At 41.0% G+C, this 17210-nt stretch carries 12 protein-coding genes; 10 read left to right on the top strand and 2 right to left on the bottom strand.

What is annotated here, in order from left to right; genetic code table 11:
• Nucleotides 1-169: 169 nt before the first annotated feature.
• Together ACGHIY_RS08765 and ACGHIY_RS08760 are read left to right on the top strand one after the other, a co-directional pair.
• Complete coding sequence (locus ACGHIY_RS08765) at nucleotides 170-1723, top strand: nitrite/sulfite reductase (RefSeq protein ID WP_278467539.1); 1554 nt, start codon at nucleotides 170-172, stop codon at nucleotides 1721-1723.
• 746 nt (nucleotides 1724-2469) lie between these two features.
• Complete coding sequence (locus ACGHIY_RS08760) at nucleotides 2470-3285, top strand: nitroreductase family protein (protein WP_004694890.1); 816 nt, start codon at nucleotides 2470-2472, stop codon at nucleotides 3283-3285.
• Between the two features lie 72 nt (nucleotides 3286-3357).
• Here the strand turns inward: ACGHIY_RS08760 and ACGHIY_RS08755 are convergent, their stop codons facing one another.
• Entirely contained in the window at nucleotides 3358-4176 is an 819-nt protein-coding gene (locus tag ACGHIY_RS08755; protein WP_004694891.1) for a MetQ/NlpA family ABC transporter substrate-binding protein, read from the bottom strand.
• A 261-nt stretch (nucleotides 4177-4437) separates the two neighbouring features.
• Here ACGHIY_RS08755 and ACGHIY_RS08750 point away from each other — a divergent pair, with 261 nt between their 5' ends.
• The 3 genes from ACGHIY_RS08750 to ACGHIY_RS08740 all read left to right on the top strand — a co-directional run bounded on the left by ACGHIY_RS08750 (nucleotide 4438) and on the right by ACGHIY_RS08740 (nucleotide 6753).
• A complete protein-coding gene (locus ACGHIY_RS08750; RefSeq protein WP_287551940.1) occupies nucleotides 4438-5604 on the top strand; it encodes an iron-containing alcohol dehydrogenase in 1167 nt (388 codons plus the stop codon).
• A gap of 152 nt (nucleotides 5605-5756) precedes the next feature.
• The gene (locus ACGHIY_RS08745) at nucleotides 5757-6422 is read left to right on the top strand and encodes an AzlC family ABC transporter permease (RefSeq protein WP_008602239.1); all 666 of its coding nucleotides are present in this window, start codon (nucleotides 5757-5759) and stop codon (nucleotides 6420-6422) included.
• The gene (locus ACGHIY_RS08740) at nucleotides 6415-6753 is read left to right on the top strand and encodes a branched-chain amino acid transporter permease (RefSeq protein ID WP_021148604.1); all 339 of its coding nucleotides are present in this window, start codon (nucleotides 6415-6417) and stop codon (nucleotides 6751-6753) included. The genes ACGHIY_RS08745 and ACGHIY_RS08740 overlap by 8 nt, the downstream gene beginning before the upstream one ends.
• 156 nt (nucleotides 6754-6909) lie before the next feature.
• Here ACGHIY_RS08740 and ACGHIY_RS08735 read toward each other — a convergent pair whose 3' ends face one another.
• Nucleotides 6910-7761 (bottom strand): aldo/keto reductase, encoded by an 852-nt coding sequence (locus ACGHIY_RS08735; RefSeq protein ID WP_287551527.1) that lies wholly within the window; start codon nucleotides 7759-7761, stop codon nucleotides 6910-6912.
• 111 nt (nucleotides 7762-7872) lie between these two features.
• On the opposite strand from ACGHIY_RS08735, the gene ACGHIY_RS08730 reads away from it, so the two are divergent.
• The 5 genes from ACGHIY_RS08730 to gltB all read left to right on the top strand — a co-directional run bounded on the left by ACGHIY_RS08730 (nucleotide 7873) and on the right by gltB (nucleotide 17167).
• Nucleotides 7873-8988 carry an efflux RND transporter periplasmic adaptor subunit gene (locus ACGHIY_RS08730; RefSeq protein WP_105087179.1) on the top strand — a complete coding sequence of 372 codons (1116 nt, stop codon included), beginning with the start codon at nucleotides 7873-7875 and terminating at the stop codon, nucleotides 8986-8988.
• Between the two features lie 101 nt (nucleotides 8989-9089).
• Nucleotides 9090-10025, top strand: a complete 936-nt coding sequence (locus tag ACGHIY_RS08725) for a phosphatidylglycerol lysyltransferase domain-containing protein (RefSeq protein ID WP_316062400.1) — start codon at nucleotides 9090-9092, stop codon at nucleotides 10023-10025.
• A 181-nt stretch (nucleotides 10026-10206) separates the two neighbouring features.
• Nucleotides 10207-11400, top strand: a complete 1194-nt coding sequence (gene eis / locus ACGHIY_RS08720; RefSeq protein ID WP_004694904.1) for an enhanced intracellular survival protein Eis — start codon at nucleotides 10207-10209, stop codon at nucleotides 11398-11400.
• Between the two features lies 1 nt (nucleotide 11401).
• Nucleotides 11402-12271 (top strand): RluA family pseudouridine synthase, encoded by an 870-nt coding sequence (locus ACGHIY_RS08715; RefSeq protein WP_316584193.1) that lies wholly within the window; start codon nucleotides 11402-11404, stop codon nucleotides 12269-12271.
• A 315-nt stretch (nucleotides 12272-12586) separates the two neighbouring features.
• The gene (gene gltB, locus ACGHIY_RS08710; RefSeq protein WP_390525483.1) at nucleotides 12587-17167 is read left to right on the top strand and encodes a glutamate synthase large subunit; all 4581 of its coding nucleotides are present in this window, start codon (nucleotides 12587-12589) and stop codon (nucleotides 17165-17167) included.
• The last annotated feature ends 43 nt before the right edge of the window (nucleotides 17168-17210 follow it).

Raw genomic sequence — 17210 nt, 5'->3', positions numbered from 1 at the left:
TCTTTTGCCTTTTTAAAAGTGATAATTATTACAGATTGTAAACTATATTATTAATAATCGATATTGAAATTGTGAGCTTAGCTACTAACATACTTATGCATATATGGTATACTAAGCGTTATAAAGTTACGAATTATGCTTAATAAATATAAGCCAAGAGGGTAATAGTATGATTACACAAGAATTGAAAGATCGATTAATTGCAGATTATCCAAAGTTTGAGGATATGACACATAAGTTCTATAAGAAAGAACTATCCATTGCAGACTATAAAGGACAATCTGGTGCTTATGGTAGTTACGCTGAGCGCGGTGCAAATACTGGCATGAGCCGTTGGCGCTTCAACGGTGGTCGCATGACGCGCGAGCACATGCAGTTTTTAGCGGACTCCATTCGTAAATATAACCTGCAACACGTACATTTCACTACCGGCCAATGCTTACAAATGCATGGCCTTGATGGTGATACTATATTGAGTCTCTATAAGGAATGTTATGACCACGGTATCTATAACCGTGGCGCTGGCGGTGACAATCCCAATGTGGTGGCTAGTATTTTACGTGGCATTGATCCTCGTGAAACTTTAGATATTACGCCATATGCAACAGCTATTAGCGTATTTCTTATGGAGCAAATGTTCTATATCAAGATCCCTCGCAAATTTAAAATGGGTATAGATAATGGTTTTGATAGTACCCCACATTCTACGTTCAAGGACCTAGGTTTTAACTTAACAAAACACAATACTTTTGATGTGTATGCTTGTGGTGGTATTGGTCCTAATCCTCGCATTGGTATTCCGGTGGCACATGATGTAGCGCCTGAGGATGTTTTGTACCATGTGAAAGCTATGCTTATGGTTTTTGCTAACCATGGTAACTTCAAAAACCGCGGTAAGGCTCGTACCCGTTATATGCCTGCTGAAATGGGTGGGGCGGAAACTTTCATCAAGATCTATGAAGAAACTCTAGCTATGGTAAAAGAAGTAGAACACCTAACTATTAATCCAGCTGATTATGCTTATGAAATTACAAAAACTGGTAAGCGTGATGATTCTGTGGAAAATTATCGTATTCACCGTCAAAAACAAGAAGGTTTATATTACGTAGAATACCATCCAGCAGGTGGTGATGCGAACGTAGAACACTTGTTGGCTGCCCTTGACTATGCAGTGACACTTGACCAAGTAGAAGCACGTATTGCGCCAGACCAAGCATTGTTCTTCATTAATCTTACAGCTGATGAAGCACGCAAAATTGCGGAAATAACTGATGATAGTGCCGAAAATGATTTCCGCCGTTCCGTATCTTGTGTTGGTTCTACTATATGTCAGATTGGTATGCAAGACTCTAACGGTCTGTTAAAAGATATCTTCGCACACCTTGAAAAAAAGGGTGTAGACACAAGAAAACTACCTCGTTTACATATATCCGGCTGTCCACATTCTTGTGGTACACACCAAATCGGTGAAATTGGATTCCATGGTGCTGTAAAATTAGTAGATAAAAAACCTATGGTAGCATTCATCCTTGTAGATGGTGGATCAGAACACATGGGTTCTGAAAACTTCGGTAAAATGGCTGGCAATATTGTAGCTACAAAAATTCCAGAATTTTTGGAATCTTTGGCAAATATTCTAAACGAATCTCCAGAACCAGACTTTGGGACATGGAGAATGACACACAAAGCGCAATACATGGAACTTATAAAAGCATTTGAGTAAATGTGGTTTCCGCTTGTCATGGGGCCCTAGCATATAAGTAGTTTCTACGTCGATTGCTATGTGGACCCGTTTCATTGCGACAACTTAATTAAAAATAAAACTGGGTACCTCTTTGCTCCGTCCTTCGTAAAGTCGCTGCAGGGGTATCCAGTTTCATTTTTATAACACCTGATGTAAATTAGTCCCATAGCAAAGCGACTTACCCTACTAATATACAGAGCGGCCCCATGACAAGCTACATTCGATATTTACTCAATATGCTTTTATAATTAGAGGAGCGGAGAGGCGAGAGCGGTTAAGTAGTTTTGACTGAATTTGCATCAAGACAAGCCAGTAGATTAGCCTCTGGCTAGTCCTTCCCATACGGTGGGCATGGCGCCACTACTATAAAGTTTATTATAATGTGTAAAATGATAGTGTTTTCTATGATTTATTTCAAGGTGTAATTGTAATGACTCTATATAAGTATTAGCTAGATTATTTACGCTTTTGGATGGGGCATCTTTATAAATACAGTGATAAAAAAGTAAGAATACGCTTGTGCAACGACTTTGCGAAGAACGGAGCAAGCAAGCGTATTCTTACTTTTTTTACCAAGTTGTATTAATGAAACGGGGCCCCATCCAAAAGGCAAATATAGGAACAGGGATTAGCTCCATTACAATTAGAATAATTGTTTAAAACTAGATATGACTTGATTTTGTATGTTATAATAGGCTTTATAGTAGTATTTGGAGGATATTCAGATGTTATTTACCGTCAATACAGAAGTCTGTACACGATGCGGCCTTTGCGTTGCTGACTGTCCGACCGGATTGCTGGTGATGTCCGATGCTGGACCTGTAACTGGCAGGGGAGGTTGTATCTCCTGTGGGCATTGTATTTCCGTATGCCCAACGCTTGCTCTTGATAGCGATATGACACCGCGTAAGGAGCAAATCGATATTACAAAGGAACCTAAGTTAACGCCTGAGCAAGCTGAGCTATTCATGCGTAGTCGTCGCTCTATTCGTAACTATCAAAATAGACCAGTCCCTGTAGAGCTCATTCGCAAAGTGCTAAACGTTGCAAGAATGGCGCCAACAGCGACTAACACACAAGGTATTTCGTATATAGTAATCCGAGATAAACAAACGTTGCGCCGTATTGCTGATCTTGTTCTAGAGTGGATGCATCTGGCTGCAAAAACAGTACCGATTATGCGTCTCTATGCTCGTGCTGCTCAAGCAGAGGTAGATAAAGGCAAGGAGTATATCTTGCGCGATGCGCCGGCTCTCGTAGTGGCAATTGGCTCTAAAAAAGATATTCATCGTACCCATGATAGTGGTCACTCTTGCTTGTCTTATGCTGAGCTATATGCGCCGACTTTAGGCCTTGGTACTTGTTGGGCTGGTTTCTTTGAACATGCTGGAGAAGCTGAATACCAACCATTATTAGATGAATTAGGTGTACCTGATGATAAAATTGTAGCTGGTGGCATTCTTATGGGATATCCTAAAGTACGATATCGCAATATTGTAGAGCGTCAACCATTAGATGTTACATTTGATACAGAAGAGTAAAAAAGAGATGCCCCAATGATTGTAATCATTGGGGCATCTCTTTTTAGTTATATAGTGACGATATAAACTTTATTAGTTGGCAGTTGTAATAGTGCCTTTGAATGTTTCGTCGATGTATTGTTTAATAGCATCAGATTTGTAAATATCTGCAATTTTTTTGTATGTTTCGTTGTCTTTGTCTTCACTACGAACTGCAAGTACGATAACTGTTAGTGGTTCATCTTTAGATTCGAAGAAGAAACCTTGTTTTTCTACACTAAGACCAGCACTTTGCACATAGTTCATTGGAATAACTGCAATTGTTACATCATCTAGACTACGAGGTAATTGAGCTGCTTCTAGTTCTTGAATCTTTATATTCTTCGGGTTAGATGTGATATCTGCAACTGTTGCTTTGAAGCCGACACCATCTTTTAACGTAATTAATCCAGCTTTAGCTAATAATGCTAATGCACGACCACCATTAGTAGGGTCATTTGGGATAGAAACAGTAGCGCCTTCAGGTACATCTTGTACGCTGTGTACGCTATTACTATATAAGCCCATACGCACCAAAATTGTTTTACCGATTGCTACTAAGTTGGAACCATTTTGTTTGTTAAAGTTTTCCATAAATGGTACATGTTGATAAGCATTCAGTTGAATATCGCCATCTGCAAGGGCTTTATCAGGTGTTACATAGTCTGAGAATTCAACTACTTTAAGATCGATTCCTTGTTTTTTAGCTTCTTTTGCTACAGCTTCAGCTACTTGTGCATGAGGACCAGATGTAGCACCTATTTTGATTTCTTTTTGTGTTTGTGTTGATTGATTTGATGTACTACCACAACCAGCGATAGCAAATGCAAGAGCACCGATAAGTAATGGTGCTAACAATGTTTTTAATTTCATATAATCATCCCTTTCAAGTCTTATAATGGTTATATCCTATCATGGATGAAGGGGATTTGTATATGATAAAAGCATATCAGTTAGCTATAGATTAAAACTATGGTGAAATTCTAGCTCATTTATAATACAATTCAATATAATATATTGATTAATGTGTTATATTGAATGTGTGATCGCTAGGTAGTAAATTTATATTTTAAATATTTTTGTATAATTCTAATATGGATTCATATATCTATATGTCGGATTAATGGAGGATGTATGTATAATTTTGATTTTTATAACCCTACACATATCGTATTTGGTAAAGACCGTTTAGATGAATTAGATACATTGGTACCAAAGGATGCAAAGGTGCTCATTACTTATGGTGGTGGCTCCGCTGTGCACAGTGGTCTTATTGATCGCATTGTGAAAGCTCTTGGTAACCGCAAGGTTGAGCAGTTTGGTGGTATTGAGCCAAACCCATCTCTTGAAACTTGTGAACGTGCGGTAGCTTTCATTAAAGAACATGGCGTAGATTTCGTTCTCGCTGTAGGCGGCGGTTCTGTAGTAGATGCTACAAAACTTATCGTTATGGGTGCTACCTATGATGGTCCCGTTATTGAGGTAATGAAAGTTGGTGTGCCAGAGGTTCCGGTAGACATGGTACCAAATCCATTACCATTTGGCACAGTTATGACACTACCTGCAACTGGTTCCGAAATGAACAATGGTGCTGTTATTACGTATGGAAATGGTAAATTTCCTGTATTTAGCAGCTTAGTATTCCCTAAGTTCTCCATGCTTGATCCAACATTGACTTTCACCTTGCCTGAAAGACAAGTTAAGAATGGCGTTATCGATACCTTTGTGCATACCACAGAGCAGTATTTAACATACCCTGTAGAAGGTCGTATTCAAGATCGTTTCAGCGAAGGTATTTTAAAAACTATGATTGAAATCGGCAAAGAAACAGTAGAAAATCCAGAAAACTACGATATTCGTGCTAACCACGTGTGGGCCTCTACATTGGCATTAAATGGTTTAATTGGTGCCGGCGTGCCACAAGACTGGGCAACTCATCTGATTGGCCATGAGTTAACTGCTGCGTACCATCTTGATCACGGTATAACATTAGCTATCGTATTGCCTGCATTATTGGAAGTGAAAAAGGCTGATAAGCTTGAAAAATTGGCACAATACGCTACACGTGTATGGCATATCACAGAAGGTACAAAAGAAGAAAAAGCGGATAAGGCTATCGCAAAAACTCGTGAATTCTTCGAATCCCTTGGCGTAGCTACTCATTTGAAAGACTATGGTATTGGTGTAGAAGCTGTGGATACAGTTGTGAAGCAATTAAAAGACCATGGCATGACACAACTTGGTGAAAAAGGTGACATAACACCAGAAGTGGCTCGCGAAATTTTAACACGTGCTTTATAATCGACATGATTGATGATTGATGATTGATGATTGATGATTGATGATTGATGATTGATGATTGATGATTGACGACTGATTATACGATATTGAAAGGAGATAGTCCCTTGAATGAGATAAAGCGTCAAAGTGCTTTTTCTTTTGCTTTTCCTATTATGGCTCCTATGGGCATAAGCTTATTTGTTATTGGTTTAGGCTTTGGTTTATATGCTACGAGCCAAGGGCTGCCTTGGTGGACGGCGCCTGTTTTGGCGTCTACTATTTTTGCGGGATCCATGGAGTTTGTGACGATTGGCATGTTGGTGGCTGGATTTGATCCTATTAATGCGTTTGTACTGACCATGTTTGTTAATGGTCGTCACTTCTTCTACGGTTTGTCTGCGCTCCAACGTTATATTCATATGGGGTGGAAATGGTTCCCCACTATTGCTTGGATGTGTGATGAAAGTTTTGCCATCAACATGGGAACGAAGCTGCCAGATGATGTAGATGAAAAGTGGTTTTACTTCCACGTGTCTTGGCTTAACTATATATTTTGGGTATTTAGCACCTTTGTAGGTGGTCTATTTGGTGATTTATTGGCTGACGTAGATTTACGGGGCATCGATTTCGTATTGCCAGGGCTATTTATTGCGGTATTCCTTGAAATGCTACTCAATGCGAAGAATAATAAGATTAGAGCCTTTGGCGTAGCTGGGGTACTAATGGCATTAATCATGCTTGTATTGGTTGGTAAATCACTCTTTATGCTGCTGTCTATGACATGTATGCTTTTCGTCTGTTATGTAGCGTACAAGTGGGGAGGTGTACATCTTGACTAGTACAGAAATGGTCATTACTGTTGCCATTGTTGTAGCCGGTACATTACTTACCCGATTTGGAGCCTTCCTCGTATTTCCTCCAGGAAAAAAAGCACCAGATTTTGTACTATTTTTAGGTAAGGCATTACCAGCCGCTGTTATGGGCATGCTCGTTGTATATACCTTTAAAGAGACTGTCGTGTTAGCATATCCGTACGGTATTCCGGAGCTCATAGCCTTGGTTGTTACGGTAGGTTTACATTTATGGAAACGTAACATGCTCATATCGATTGCTGCTGGTACAGTAATTTATATGATTCTTGTACAAGCTATATTTAATGTGACAAAATAAAATAAACCACGTATATCTATTCCTATGAAAGGTTAGATATACGTGGTTTTATTTTTACAAATACTATTTTGCTTATCGTGATGGCATGATTGTTATATTTATTGTAATTGTTATCAACAATTCATGTTACTTAGTATTTAATTAGTATATTATGTTTTATTTGAGTTGTAATAGCCTTTCAAGACCAGGCGCAGTATGATGATTTTCCAAGAAGGATCGTTGGTCTAGTAGTTCCATAACATCCATGTCGATGTTGGTGAGTTTGAAATCGAATACATCGAAGTTTGCTTCCATATGGCTCACGTTATTGGCCTTTGGCAATGGAATGATGCCTCGTTGGATGTGCCAACGCAAGATGATTTGATGTTTTGAAACACCGTATTTTTCTGCCAAGCTTTTGATGATTGGATGGTCAAAAATCGGTTGGCGGTCACGGGTAAATGGAGACCATGCCATACCTACAACTTGATGCTTTCTCATCAATTGTAAGAGGGAGTGACGTTGGTTGAACGGGTGGCATTCGATTTGGTTGACCACCGGTTTTACATTGCAGTGGTACAGCAAGTCAATGAGACGGTCTTCGTAAAAATTAGATAGACCTAACCCACGGAGTACATTTTGATCGTATAATTCTTCCATGGCGCGCCAAGAACCGTAGTAATCACCTAGTGGTTGATGTACTAGCATGATATCAATATAGTTGGTATCTAATTTCTTTAAGGAACTTTCAACAGCACGCATCGTATTATCGTAGCCTGCATCAGTGTGCCAGATTTTAGTAGTGATGATTATATCTGTTCGTTTAATACTAGATGCTTTGATCCCTTTAGCCACGGCTTCTTCATTGCCATAATAGGCGGCCGTATCGAGTAAACGATAGCCTACGCCAAGTGCATTGGCAACGGCTTGTTCAGTCTCTCCTTCGGTACCTGTTTTATAGGTACCATAACCGATGGAGGGAATGAAGCTACCATTGTTTAAAATTCTAAAGTCCATCCGTTCTTCCATGAGAACCTCCGTTATATCCATAAATTAAAGGAATTAGCTTTCATACAATTCTAACTGATTTTATGATATACTAAGGTATTGATAAAAATCAATATGATAGGAAGTGACAGAATGCAAATAAATCGTTTCTGCTCTGTAATTGCTATCCTTGGTGTTATGATTATGACACTCGCTATTGCGGGATGTGGTACGAAAACCGTATCCGTCGCAGAGGTAACGTACAAGGATATGCCGTTGCAGATTCATAATGATGCCAATGTAACGGCCCTTAATAAGGCGACGATAACGCCGACCTTGACGGGGCAGGTCGTGTATGCCGTGAAAGTAGGCGATCAAGTACAGCAAGGTCAAACTGTGGCAACTGTAGATACATCGGCTTTACAACAACAGCTAGCATCCTTGCAAGGACAATTAGCGCAAGCCCAATCACAATCATATGCCTCAGCTGTGACGACTACGACTGCAGCATCTATAGACAGTACTCAACTGGAACAGGCTCAACGCATGCGTGAAGCGGGCATAATCACACAAAAAGAATATGATCGTATTTTGGAACGATCTCAACCACAAACTACAACAGTTACAACCGGTGGTGGGGGAGGTGTCAATACGGCGGCCATTGAGGCACAAATCGCACAAGTATCGGCTCAGATGGCGGCATCTACAATCGTGGCTCCTATAGCAGGTACTGTAACATCTATCTATAACGAAGACCGTCAAATGGCGATTGCAGACCGTCCATTTATGATGATTCAGCAATCTACGCCGATGGTTGCATCCCTCAGCATTCCTCGTGATGCGGCTATGAAATTAGGTACACCTGAAGCGAAGAATGGCATGAAGGTACTTCTCAAGGTAGGTGACCAAGAATTACCAGGTGAATTGACTTACGTAGATATTACTCAACCTGAAAATGTGCCAAGTGTTCTTGTGAAAGCCACTTTCAATAATGAGAAAGGCCTAATCAAGGCTGGTGAATTCTATACACTCGTTATTGAATCTAATGTGAAAGCCAAGATGCTGACCGTTCCAACTAAGGCGGTTCGGGAAAATCAAGATGGGAAATATGTATATGTATTGACTGAGAATAATACAGTTGATGTACGTGTTGTTGAGGTAGGCATCACAGAGGGCGATGATGTAGCTATTATTTCTGGCTTAAACGAAGGTGATAAGGTTATTACGACGGATGGCACCTTTGTGTTAGGTGAATTTGTAAAATTGTAATTATGAGACCTAAGATTTTAGTACTAGATTGTTAGCATTATGTTTAAATGTGATGGAATCAAAACTTTTACAGATTGTGAAAGTAACCTCAAAAGAGGAATCTGATAGGAGGGATTATTATTTTAGAATTTAAACGTTTTGAATTGAGAGATAAACCATTAATCGACAAATATTTTGAACAACATCATTATGAAGCATCCGATAATTGCTTTACTACATTGTTTATGTGGCAAGACCCGTACGGTATTCGCTGGGCTGAAGAGAATGGCGTATTGTACATCCAAGGTGGTGGCAAGCGTGAGCCATTCCTATTGCCTCCATTTGCTGGTAAAGATGCAAAGTTCCTTGATGGTTTGTTGCGTGCTAAAGAATGGTTCGTAGAAAATAAATTGCCGTTCCGTTTTAAAGGCGTTAGCAAAGATGTAAAAGAACGCATGGAAGACCTATGTCCTGGTCGCTATGCATTTACACCTGACCGCGACAACTACGAATACATTTACAAGTCCGAAGATCTTATCAACTTGTCTGGTAAGAAATTCCGTCAAAAGAAAAACCATTTAAATCAATTCCGCATGCAATATTCTAACTATGAATATGTGCCAATTACAGATGATATCATCCCATTATGTCGTGAAACGGCAGCATCTTGGGTAGAAACGCATCATGAAGAAGGTATCGAAGATGAATTGGTAGCCATCAATTTGTTGTTTGATAACTGGGATGTGTTGGGACTTAAGGGCGGTGCTATTAAACTATTCGGCCGTGTCGAAGCCTTTAGTATCGGTGAGCTTCTCAATGACAGAATTGCTTTGATTCACATTGAAAAAGCAAATCCAGATATTCGTGGTTTGTATCAAGCTATCAATAATGAATTCATTCGTCATGAATTTAGCGAAGTAGAATTTATCAACCGCGAAGAAGATATGGGTTTGCCTGGCCTTCGTCAAGCAAAAGAATCTTATAACCCAGATCATTTTGCTGAAAAATATGACGCAGTATATGCTAACGAAGCTGATAATGCGACAGGCGGTAAATAAAAATTTGAGCTATGAAGCCGATGTGCTCCATAGCTCATTTTGTTATAATAGAATTGTTAGCCTATCTATTTGAATGTAACTATCGTATCATCATAGCGATATAGCGATATAGCGACAGGTTAGATATTATACGCTGTGACGCGATAGATAGTGGCTCTTATGATATAACGAGGACATAATTATGGAATTTAGAATTGCGACGGCTCAAGATACGCCTCATGTGGAAAATCTATGGGCGTACTGCTTTGAACCAAAGGAAGATCCATTCTTCCAATATTATTTTACAAATTGTTATGAACCAGAGAATACAATGGTCGGCCTAGAACAGGACCAATTGTTGAGTACCGTTCATTTGCGTCAATACAATCTTAATGTACGTGGTGCCGTATTGCCTACGAGCTATATGGTAGGCGTTGCAACGCATCCAGCAGCCCGCCGTGGTGGTGTAGGCGGTGCACTGTTAACTGCTGCACTAGAGGAGCTTCGTAAACGCGGTCAAGCTATGACGATTTTGATGCCATCCAAGGCAGCGTTCTATCAACAATATGGTTGGGAGCTTTATGCTCATCAATGGGTGAATACCATATCGCTAGAAGACTTGCGCCCTATGACAGATAAAACGTTGAGCTTTGGCTTACTAAATAGCGTAGATCAATGGACTTTGTTAGATCCAGTATATAAAACATATACGGCTCGTCTTTCTGGCTACGCAGAACGTGGTGAAAAGGAATGGAAACGTTTGTTAGGCAGCTTTTTTGCAGAAGGCGTAAATGTTGCTGTAGTGCGCAACGATGACCATGTCATTGAAGGCTACGCAGTGTATCGTTTAGGTCAGCCTGAAATTCCTGTTACTGAGTTGGTTTACACGACACGCCGTGCACAACGTGCATTATTAAATTATTTCTATAATCACCGTTCTCAAGGTACGTCTATCCGTTGGAATGAAGGCCTTCACGATACATATTATCGCTTCTATCCTGATGGTAGAACTGGCCACGCTACCATGCCATATATGATGAGTCGTATTGTAGATGTAAAAGCTGCTTTTGAAGCAATTCCTGTCAATCAAGAGGCATTGATGATGCCTATAACAATGACCTTTGCTGTAAAAGATGGGCTTTGCAGTTGGAACAAAGGTCGCTATGAAGTACAATATGGCAGTGCATTAACTCCATCCGTTAAAAAGATTTCTGATACGATAGAGGGTGAAACAGATATTACCATTGAGGTCGGTGCGTTGAGCCAGTTATTAATGGGCACACTTACGGCTCGAGACCTTGCGTTTGAAGGGAAACTTTCAGTAAGCGAAGAATGGTTAGACTATTTCGATATTCTCTATCCTGAACAAAAAACGTATATTAACGAATGGTGGTAATATGAGCTGGAAAACATATACGGTGAAAGAACCAACTGAGTTGACGGTTTCTAAATATGTAAAGGAACGATTTTCCCTATCCTCTCGGGATATACAAATGATGTTTCGCAAGAAACGGGTGAAAGTTAATAGCCGTGTGGCTCATTCGCAGCGAGTACTTAAAAAGGGTGATGTATTAACTTTGGAGTTACCACAAGATAAGGATTATGGGGTAGACGTAGAACAGGGGCCGATTACCGTTCTCTACGAAGATGCTCATACTCTAGTTGTGAATAAAGCTCCTTTTATGCTCGTTCATCCTGCAGGGCAAACGAAGTCTTGTACATTGAGTAACTATGTGGCAGGGTATTATGCGAAGAAAAACGTAGTCCATAAGGTTCGACCTGTGCACCGCCTCGACCGAGATACATCGGGTTGTATTCTATTTGGTAAAACAAAGGAAGCACAACAATACTATACTGATGAGCTACAAGCAGGTCGTATCGACCGCATTTATACAGGTCTTGTAGAAGGTCGCATTGATGCGGATGGCATGGTAGATGCGCCTATTGGCGTAGATCCAGTATTCGATAATCGCCGTGTTATCGATGAGTTTGGTCAGCCTGCTCAAACGGAATATACCGTTCTCGGTTATGAAGGAGACAATACGCTGTTACGTTTTAAATTGTTGACTGGCAGAACTCATCAAATTCGGGTTCACATGGAACATATTGGTCATCCTATCGTAGGTGATGCTATGTATGGTACGCGCAAGAAGTCCTATACACGCCAATGTTTGCACGCATCAGAGCTAACTTTCGTGCCGTATGGTAAAGACGAAGCTATTACGATTACCTGTGAAGTAGGGTATAATTTTGATCGAGAAAAATAACTGTTGATTTTTCCACTCTAAATAATAAGACTATCGTATTTATTGGATGAGAAGCTTATTATCCCTGTGTCCTTGTATACAAAAAACAATAGTGATAAAAACTCATAGTCTATGCATGAAAAGCATAGACTATGTTTTTTTTATATTTTCAATTCACAGTGGACAGGAGTATACTGTGTATAGACATAAAATTCTATAGAATGTTAAATTGATAATTTTATAGAGAAATAGTTTGTTAGTTATACTTTTACCAAGACCGAACGGAACGATGCCGCAGTGCTTGGAATGATCAAGTGATATGAAGGAGTGCACGTTATGGATATGAAGCAAAGCACAATAGAGCAACAACGTCTAGATCAAGCTAGACTTGAAGCCAATGGTATGTACAGCAGCCAATTTGAAAAGGATGCGTGTGGCATGGGCTTCGTTGTTAATATTAAGGGAAAAAAATCTCATGATATTATCGACGATGGTTTACGCATTTTGGAGCGCTTGGAACATCGTGGTGGTGCCGGTGCCGACAAGGATACTGGGGATGGTGCCGGTATTTTAGTACAAATCCCGCATGAATTCTTCAAGCGCGAGTGCGAAGTGCTTGGTATTAACCTACCTGCAGTTGGCGAATATGGCGTAGGTATGGTCTTTGCACATAAATATGAAAGTCTCCGTAACGAGCAAAAACGAATTCTCGAAGAGGTCGTACGCGAAGAGGGGCAAGTTGTCCTCGGCTGGCGTGAAGTACCGGTTGATGGTACAAAGGTCGGTAAAGAGGCAGCTGCGATTCGACCTTGGATGATTCAAATCCTTATCGGCAAAGGTCCCGATGTAACTAACAATAAGGAATTTGAACGTAAATTATATATCATCCGTAAACTGGCGGAAAAACGCATCATTCCATTAAGCAAGGAATTATCTAGCGATTTTTATATCGCATCTTTGTCTTCTAAAACAATCGTATATAAAGGTATGTTAACACCTGGTCAATTGCGAGACTTCTACCTTGATTTGAGCGACCTTGACTTTACATCTGCGTTGGCAATGGTGCACTCTCGTTTCAGTACGAATACATTTCCAAGCTGGGCTAGGGCACATCCTAACCGTTTCTTAGTTCATAATGGTGAAATCAACACCATTCGCGGTAATGTAAACTGGATCAACGCTCGTGAAGGTAAAGCGGAATCTCCATTGTTCCCAGATATCAAAAAGGTATTCCCCGTAGTAGATGATAGCGGTTCTGACTCGGCTATGTTTGATAACACATTGGAATTCTTGCACATGACAGGCCGTTCCTTGCCTCATGCGATTATGATGATGATTCCTGAGCCTTGGGAACGCAATAACCTCATGAGCCGAGAAAAACATGATTTCTATGAGTTCAATAGTTTTATGATGGAACCATGGGATGGTCCTGCGGCTATGGGATTTACGGATGGTACAGTTATCGGCGGTGTCCTTGACCGCAACGGTTTACGTCCTGCTCGTTACTATGTGACAACAGATGACCGCGTTATTATGGCTTCCGAGGTTGGCGTTGTAAACGAAAATGCTGAAAATATCCGCGCTAAAGGCCGTTTGGAACCAGGTAAAATGCTTCTCATCGATACAGATGAACAACGCATCATTTCCGATGAAGAAATCAAACATCGCGTTGCTACTGAATTACCGTACAATGAATGGGTAAAAGAACACGTCATTCACTTATCTGAAATTACTCAGGCCGATGAAAGTACCATTCCAAAGGTAGAGGATTTGTTCAAGGAGCAACAAGCCTTTGGGTATACTCAAGAAGACCTTGTGCGCATGATTGTGCCTATGGCAAAAGATGGTAAAGACCCTGTAGGTGCTATGGGTGCCGATGCACCTTTAGCTATCTTGTCCGATAAACCACAATTGCTATATAGCTACTTCAAGCAAATGTTTGCGCAAGTAACAAATCCTCCTATCGACTCTATCCGTGAGGAGATGGTTACATCTACACGGGTTATGCTTGGTAACTCTGGTAATCTAACAGAGCCTAACAAAGCAGGAACCTATGCGCTGTCTATGCGCACACCAATCCTTACGAACCAAGAGTTGGCGTCCATCAAAGCTCTTGATTGTCGTCGCATGAAATCCGTAACCTTGCCAATTCTCTTCGATCCTACTAAGGGTGCTGAAGGCTTGCGCGATGCGCTAAATGATTTATGCGAAAAGGCAGAAGAAGCAGCTCGTACAGATCAAAATGTGTTGATCTTATCCGACCGCGGTGTCGATGAAAATCATACACCAATTCCAGCGTTGTTGGCTGTAGCTGCTGTTCACAATCACTTGATTAACAAAGTGTTGCGTACAGAAATTGGCCTCATCCTTGAATCTGGTGAACCACGCGAAGTTCATCACTTCTGTACATTAATCGGTTATGGTGTAACAGCTATCAACCCATACTTGGCGCTTGAAACAGTTCGCGATTTGCAAGCTCGTAAACGCCTTGGAGATATTACACCAGAAGAAGCAGAAAAGAACTATATTAAAGCCGCTGTAGGTGGCATCATGAAAGTTATGTCCAAAATGGGTATTTCCACAGTTCGTTCCTACCACGGTGCACAGATCTTTGAAGCTTTGGGCTTGAATACTAACTTCATTAATAAGTTCTTTGTAAATACGCCAACACGTATCGGCGGCATTGGTCTTGGCGGTGTAGCACATGAGGCATTAGCTCGTTATGAACGGGCTTTCAAATCCGACGAAACTGTACTCGAACCAGGCGGTTGGTATGGTCCAGTAAAAGATGGGGAAGAGCATCTATTCAATCCTAAGACAATCGAGCTTTTACAAGAATCTCTTATCAACGGCGACTACGCAAAATATAAAGAATATTCCAAAGCGATTCGCAACGATTACCACGTAACATTGCGTTCCTTGATGGAATTGAATTATCCTGTAGGTGGTGGTATTCCTATCGAAGAGGTTGAATCGGAAGAATCCATTGTAAAACGCTTTAAAGCTGGTGCTATGAGTTACGGTGCCATCAGTAAAGAGGCGCATGAAGCCATTGCCATTGCAATGAACCGTTTAGGCTCTACATCTAACTCTGGTGAAGGCGGCGAAGACGTAGCTCGCTTCAAACCGTTGCCAAATGGCGACAGCATGAACTCCGAAGTAAAACAGATTGCATCTGGTCGTTTTGGCGTAACCGCAAACTACCTCATTCATGCAAAAGAATTGCAAATTAAATGTGCGCAAGGTGCTAAGCCAGGTGAAGGTGGTCAATTACCAGGCAAAAAAGTATATCCTGAAATTGCCAAGGCTCGTCACTCCACTCCAGGTGTTGAGCTCGTATCTCCACCACCGCATCATGATATTTACTCCATTGAAGACTTGGCAGAGTTGATTTACGACTTGAAATGTGTCAACAAAGATGCGCGTATTTCCGTTAAATTGACTTCTGAAGCAGGTGTTGGCACAATCGCTGCTGGTGTTGCGAAAGCAAAAGCAGATAACATCTTGATTTCCGGATACGATGGTGGTACAGGTGCAGCAGGTCGCACGTCTGTAAAACATGCAGGTGTACCTTGGGAACTTGGTCTCTCTGAATCTCATCAAACCTTGATGCTCAACAGATTGCGTGACCGTGTTCAATTAGAGGTAGACTCCAAGTTGATGACGGGATTCGATGTGGCTGTGGCAGCTATGCTCGGTGCTGAGTTATTTGGCTTTGGCACATTGCCTCTCGTAGCAGTAGGCTGTAAAATGGCTCGTGTATGTAATCTTAATACATGCCCTTATGGTGTAGCTACACAAGACGAAAAATTGCGTGCTCGTTTCACAGGTAAGCCTGAATATGTTGAAAACTTGATGATTTTCATCGCACGTGAATTGCGTGAAATCATGGCTCGTCTAGGTATTCGCTCCGTAGCTGAACTCGTTGGGCGTATCGATCTTATACGTCAAAAATCGCAAGACGATAACTTCAAGTTGTCTCGCGTTGACCTTAAACGTATATTGTTCCGTCCGTACATCGACGCCTCTGTAGGGCATATGCACATGGTTGACCAAGATCACGAGTTAGAACGCACCTTGGATATGTCCAAGCTCTTGCGTATGTGCCGTCCTGCTATTGAGGACCAAAAACCGATTCGCGCTAAATTGGCTATCACTAACATCAATCGTGTTGTAGGTACCTTGGTTGGTTCTGAGGTGACTCGTCGTTATGGTGAAAGCGGTTTGCCAGATAACACAATCAAGTTGAACTTTGAAGGCTCTGCGGGTCAATCCTTTGGTGCTTTCATCCCTAAAGGCATGACCTTAGAACTCGAAGGGGATGCAAATGATTACCTCGGTAAAGGCTTGTCCGGCGGTACTATAACGGTGTACCCACCTAAGAAATCTATCTTTGAAGCGGACGAAAACATCCTAATTGGTAATGTCGCCTTCTATGGTGCAACCTCTGGTACATCCTACATCAACGGTGTAGCTGGTGAACGTTTTGCCGTTCGTAACAGTGGTATCACGGCTGTTGTGGAAGGTGTCGGCGACCATGGTTGTGAATATATGACCGGTGGCGAAGTGCTCGTACTCGGTAACATCGGCCGTAACTTCGGAGCAGGTATGTCCGGTGGCTATGCGTACATCCTCGATTGCGATGAACGCTATGTAAATCCAGGTCTCGTAGAACTACGTCCTGCCAATAATGATGACCTTAAACGCATTAAAGAACTAGTAGAACAACATGTATTGCATACTAACTCCGCTAAAGGCCGTCACCTTTTAGAAAACTGGAATAACTTTGTAAACAGATTTACAAAGGTTGTACCTGTAGCATACGAGGAAATGCAAGCTGCTATTGAACGCTTTAAAGAACAAGGCTTGTCCTTAGAGGAAGCTCAATTAGCTGCATTTAAAGAAAAATATGCATAATATATTTCTTCTTAGTTAATTTTTGTTATATAAGAATACAGTG

Source organism: Veillonella parvula, assembly GCF_042850485.1.
Taxonomy (GTDB): Bacteria; Bacillota; Negativicutes; order Veillonellales; family Veillonellaceae; genus Veillonella; species Veillonella parvula_Q.
This window is presented reverse-complemented; position numbering and strand designations above follow the sequence as displayed.

What these genes read in the sequence shown, in the direction of transcription:
- ACGHIY_RS08765 (WP_278467539.1), top strand. Translation starts at nt 170, where the DNA reads ATGATTACACAAGAATTGAAAGATCGATTAATTGCAGATTATCCAAAG.
- ACGHIY_RS08760 (WP_004694890.1), top strand. Translation starts at nt 2,470, where the DNA reads ATGTTATTTACCGTCAATACAGAAGTCTGTACACGATGCGGCCTTTGC.
- ACGHIY_RS08755 (WP_004694891.1), bottom strand. Translation starts at nt 4,176, where the DNA reads ATGAAATTAAAAACATTGTTAGCACCATTACTTATCGGTGCTCTTGCA.
- ACGHIY_RS08750 (WP_287551940.1), top strand. Translation starts at nt 4,438, where the DNA reads ATGTATAATTTTGATTTTTATAACCCTACACATATCGTATTTGGTAAA.
- ACGHIY_RS08745 (WP_008602239.1), top strand. Translation starts at nt 5,757, where the DNA reads ATGGCTCCTATGGGCATAAGCTTATTTGTTATTGGTTTAGGCTTTGGT.
- ACGHIY_RS08735 (WP_287551527.1), bottom strand. Translation starts at nt 7,761, where the DNA reads ATGGAAGAACGGATGGACTTTAGAATTTTAAACAATGGTAGCTTCATT.
- ACGHIY_RS08730 (WP_105087179.1), top strand. Translation starts at nt 7,873, where the DNA reads ATGCAAATAAATCGTTTCTGCTCTGTAATTGCTATCCTTGGTGTTATG.
- eis (WP_004694904.1), top strand. Translation starts at nt 10,207, where the DNA reads ATGGAATTTAGAATTGCGACGGCTCAAGATACGCCTCATGTGGAAAAT.
- ACGHIY_RS08715 (WP_316584193.1), top strand. Translation starts at nt 11,402, where the DNA reads ATGAGCTGGAAAACATATACGGTGAAAGAACCAACTGAGTTGACGGTT.
- gltB (WP_390525483.1), top strand. Translation starts at nt 12,587, where the DNA reads ATGGATATGAAGCAAAGCACAATAGAGCAACAACGTCTAGATCAAGCT.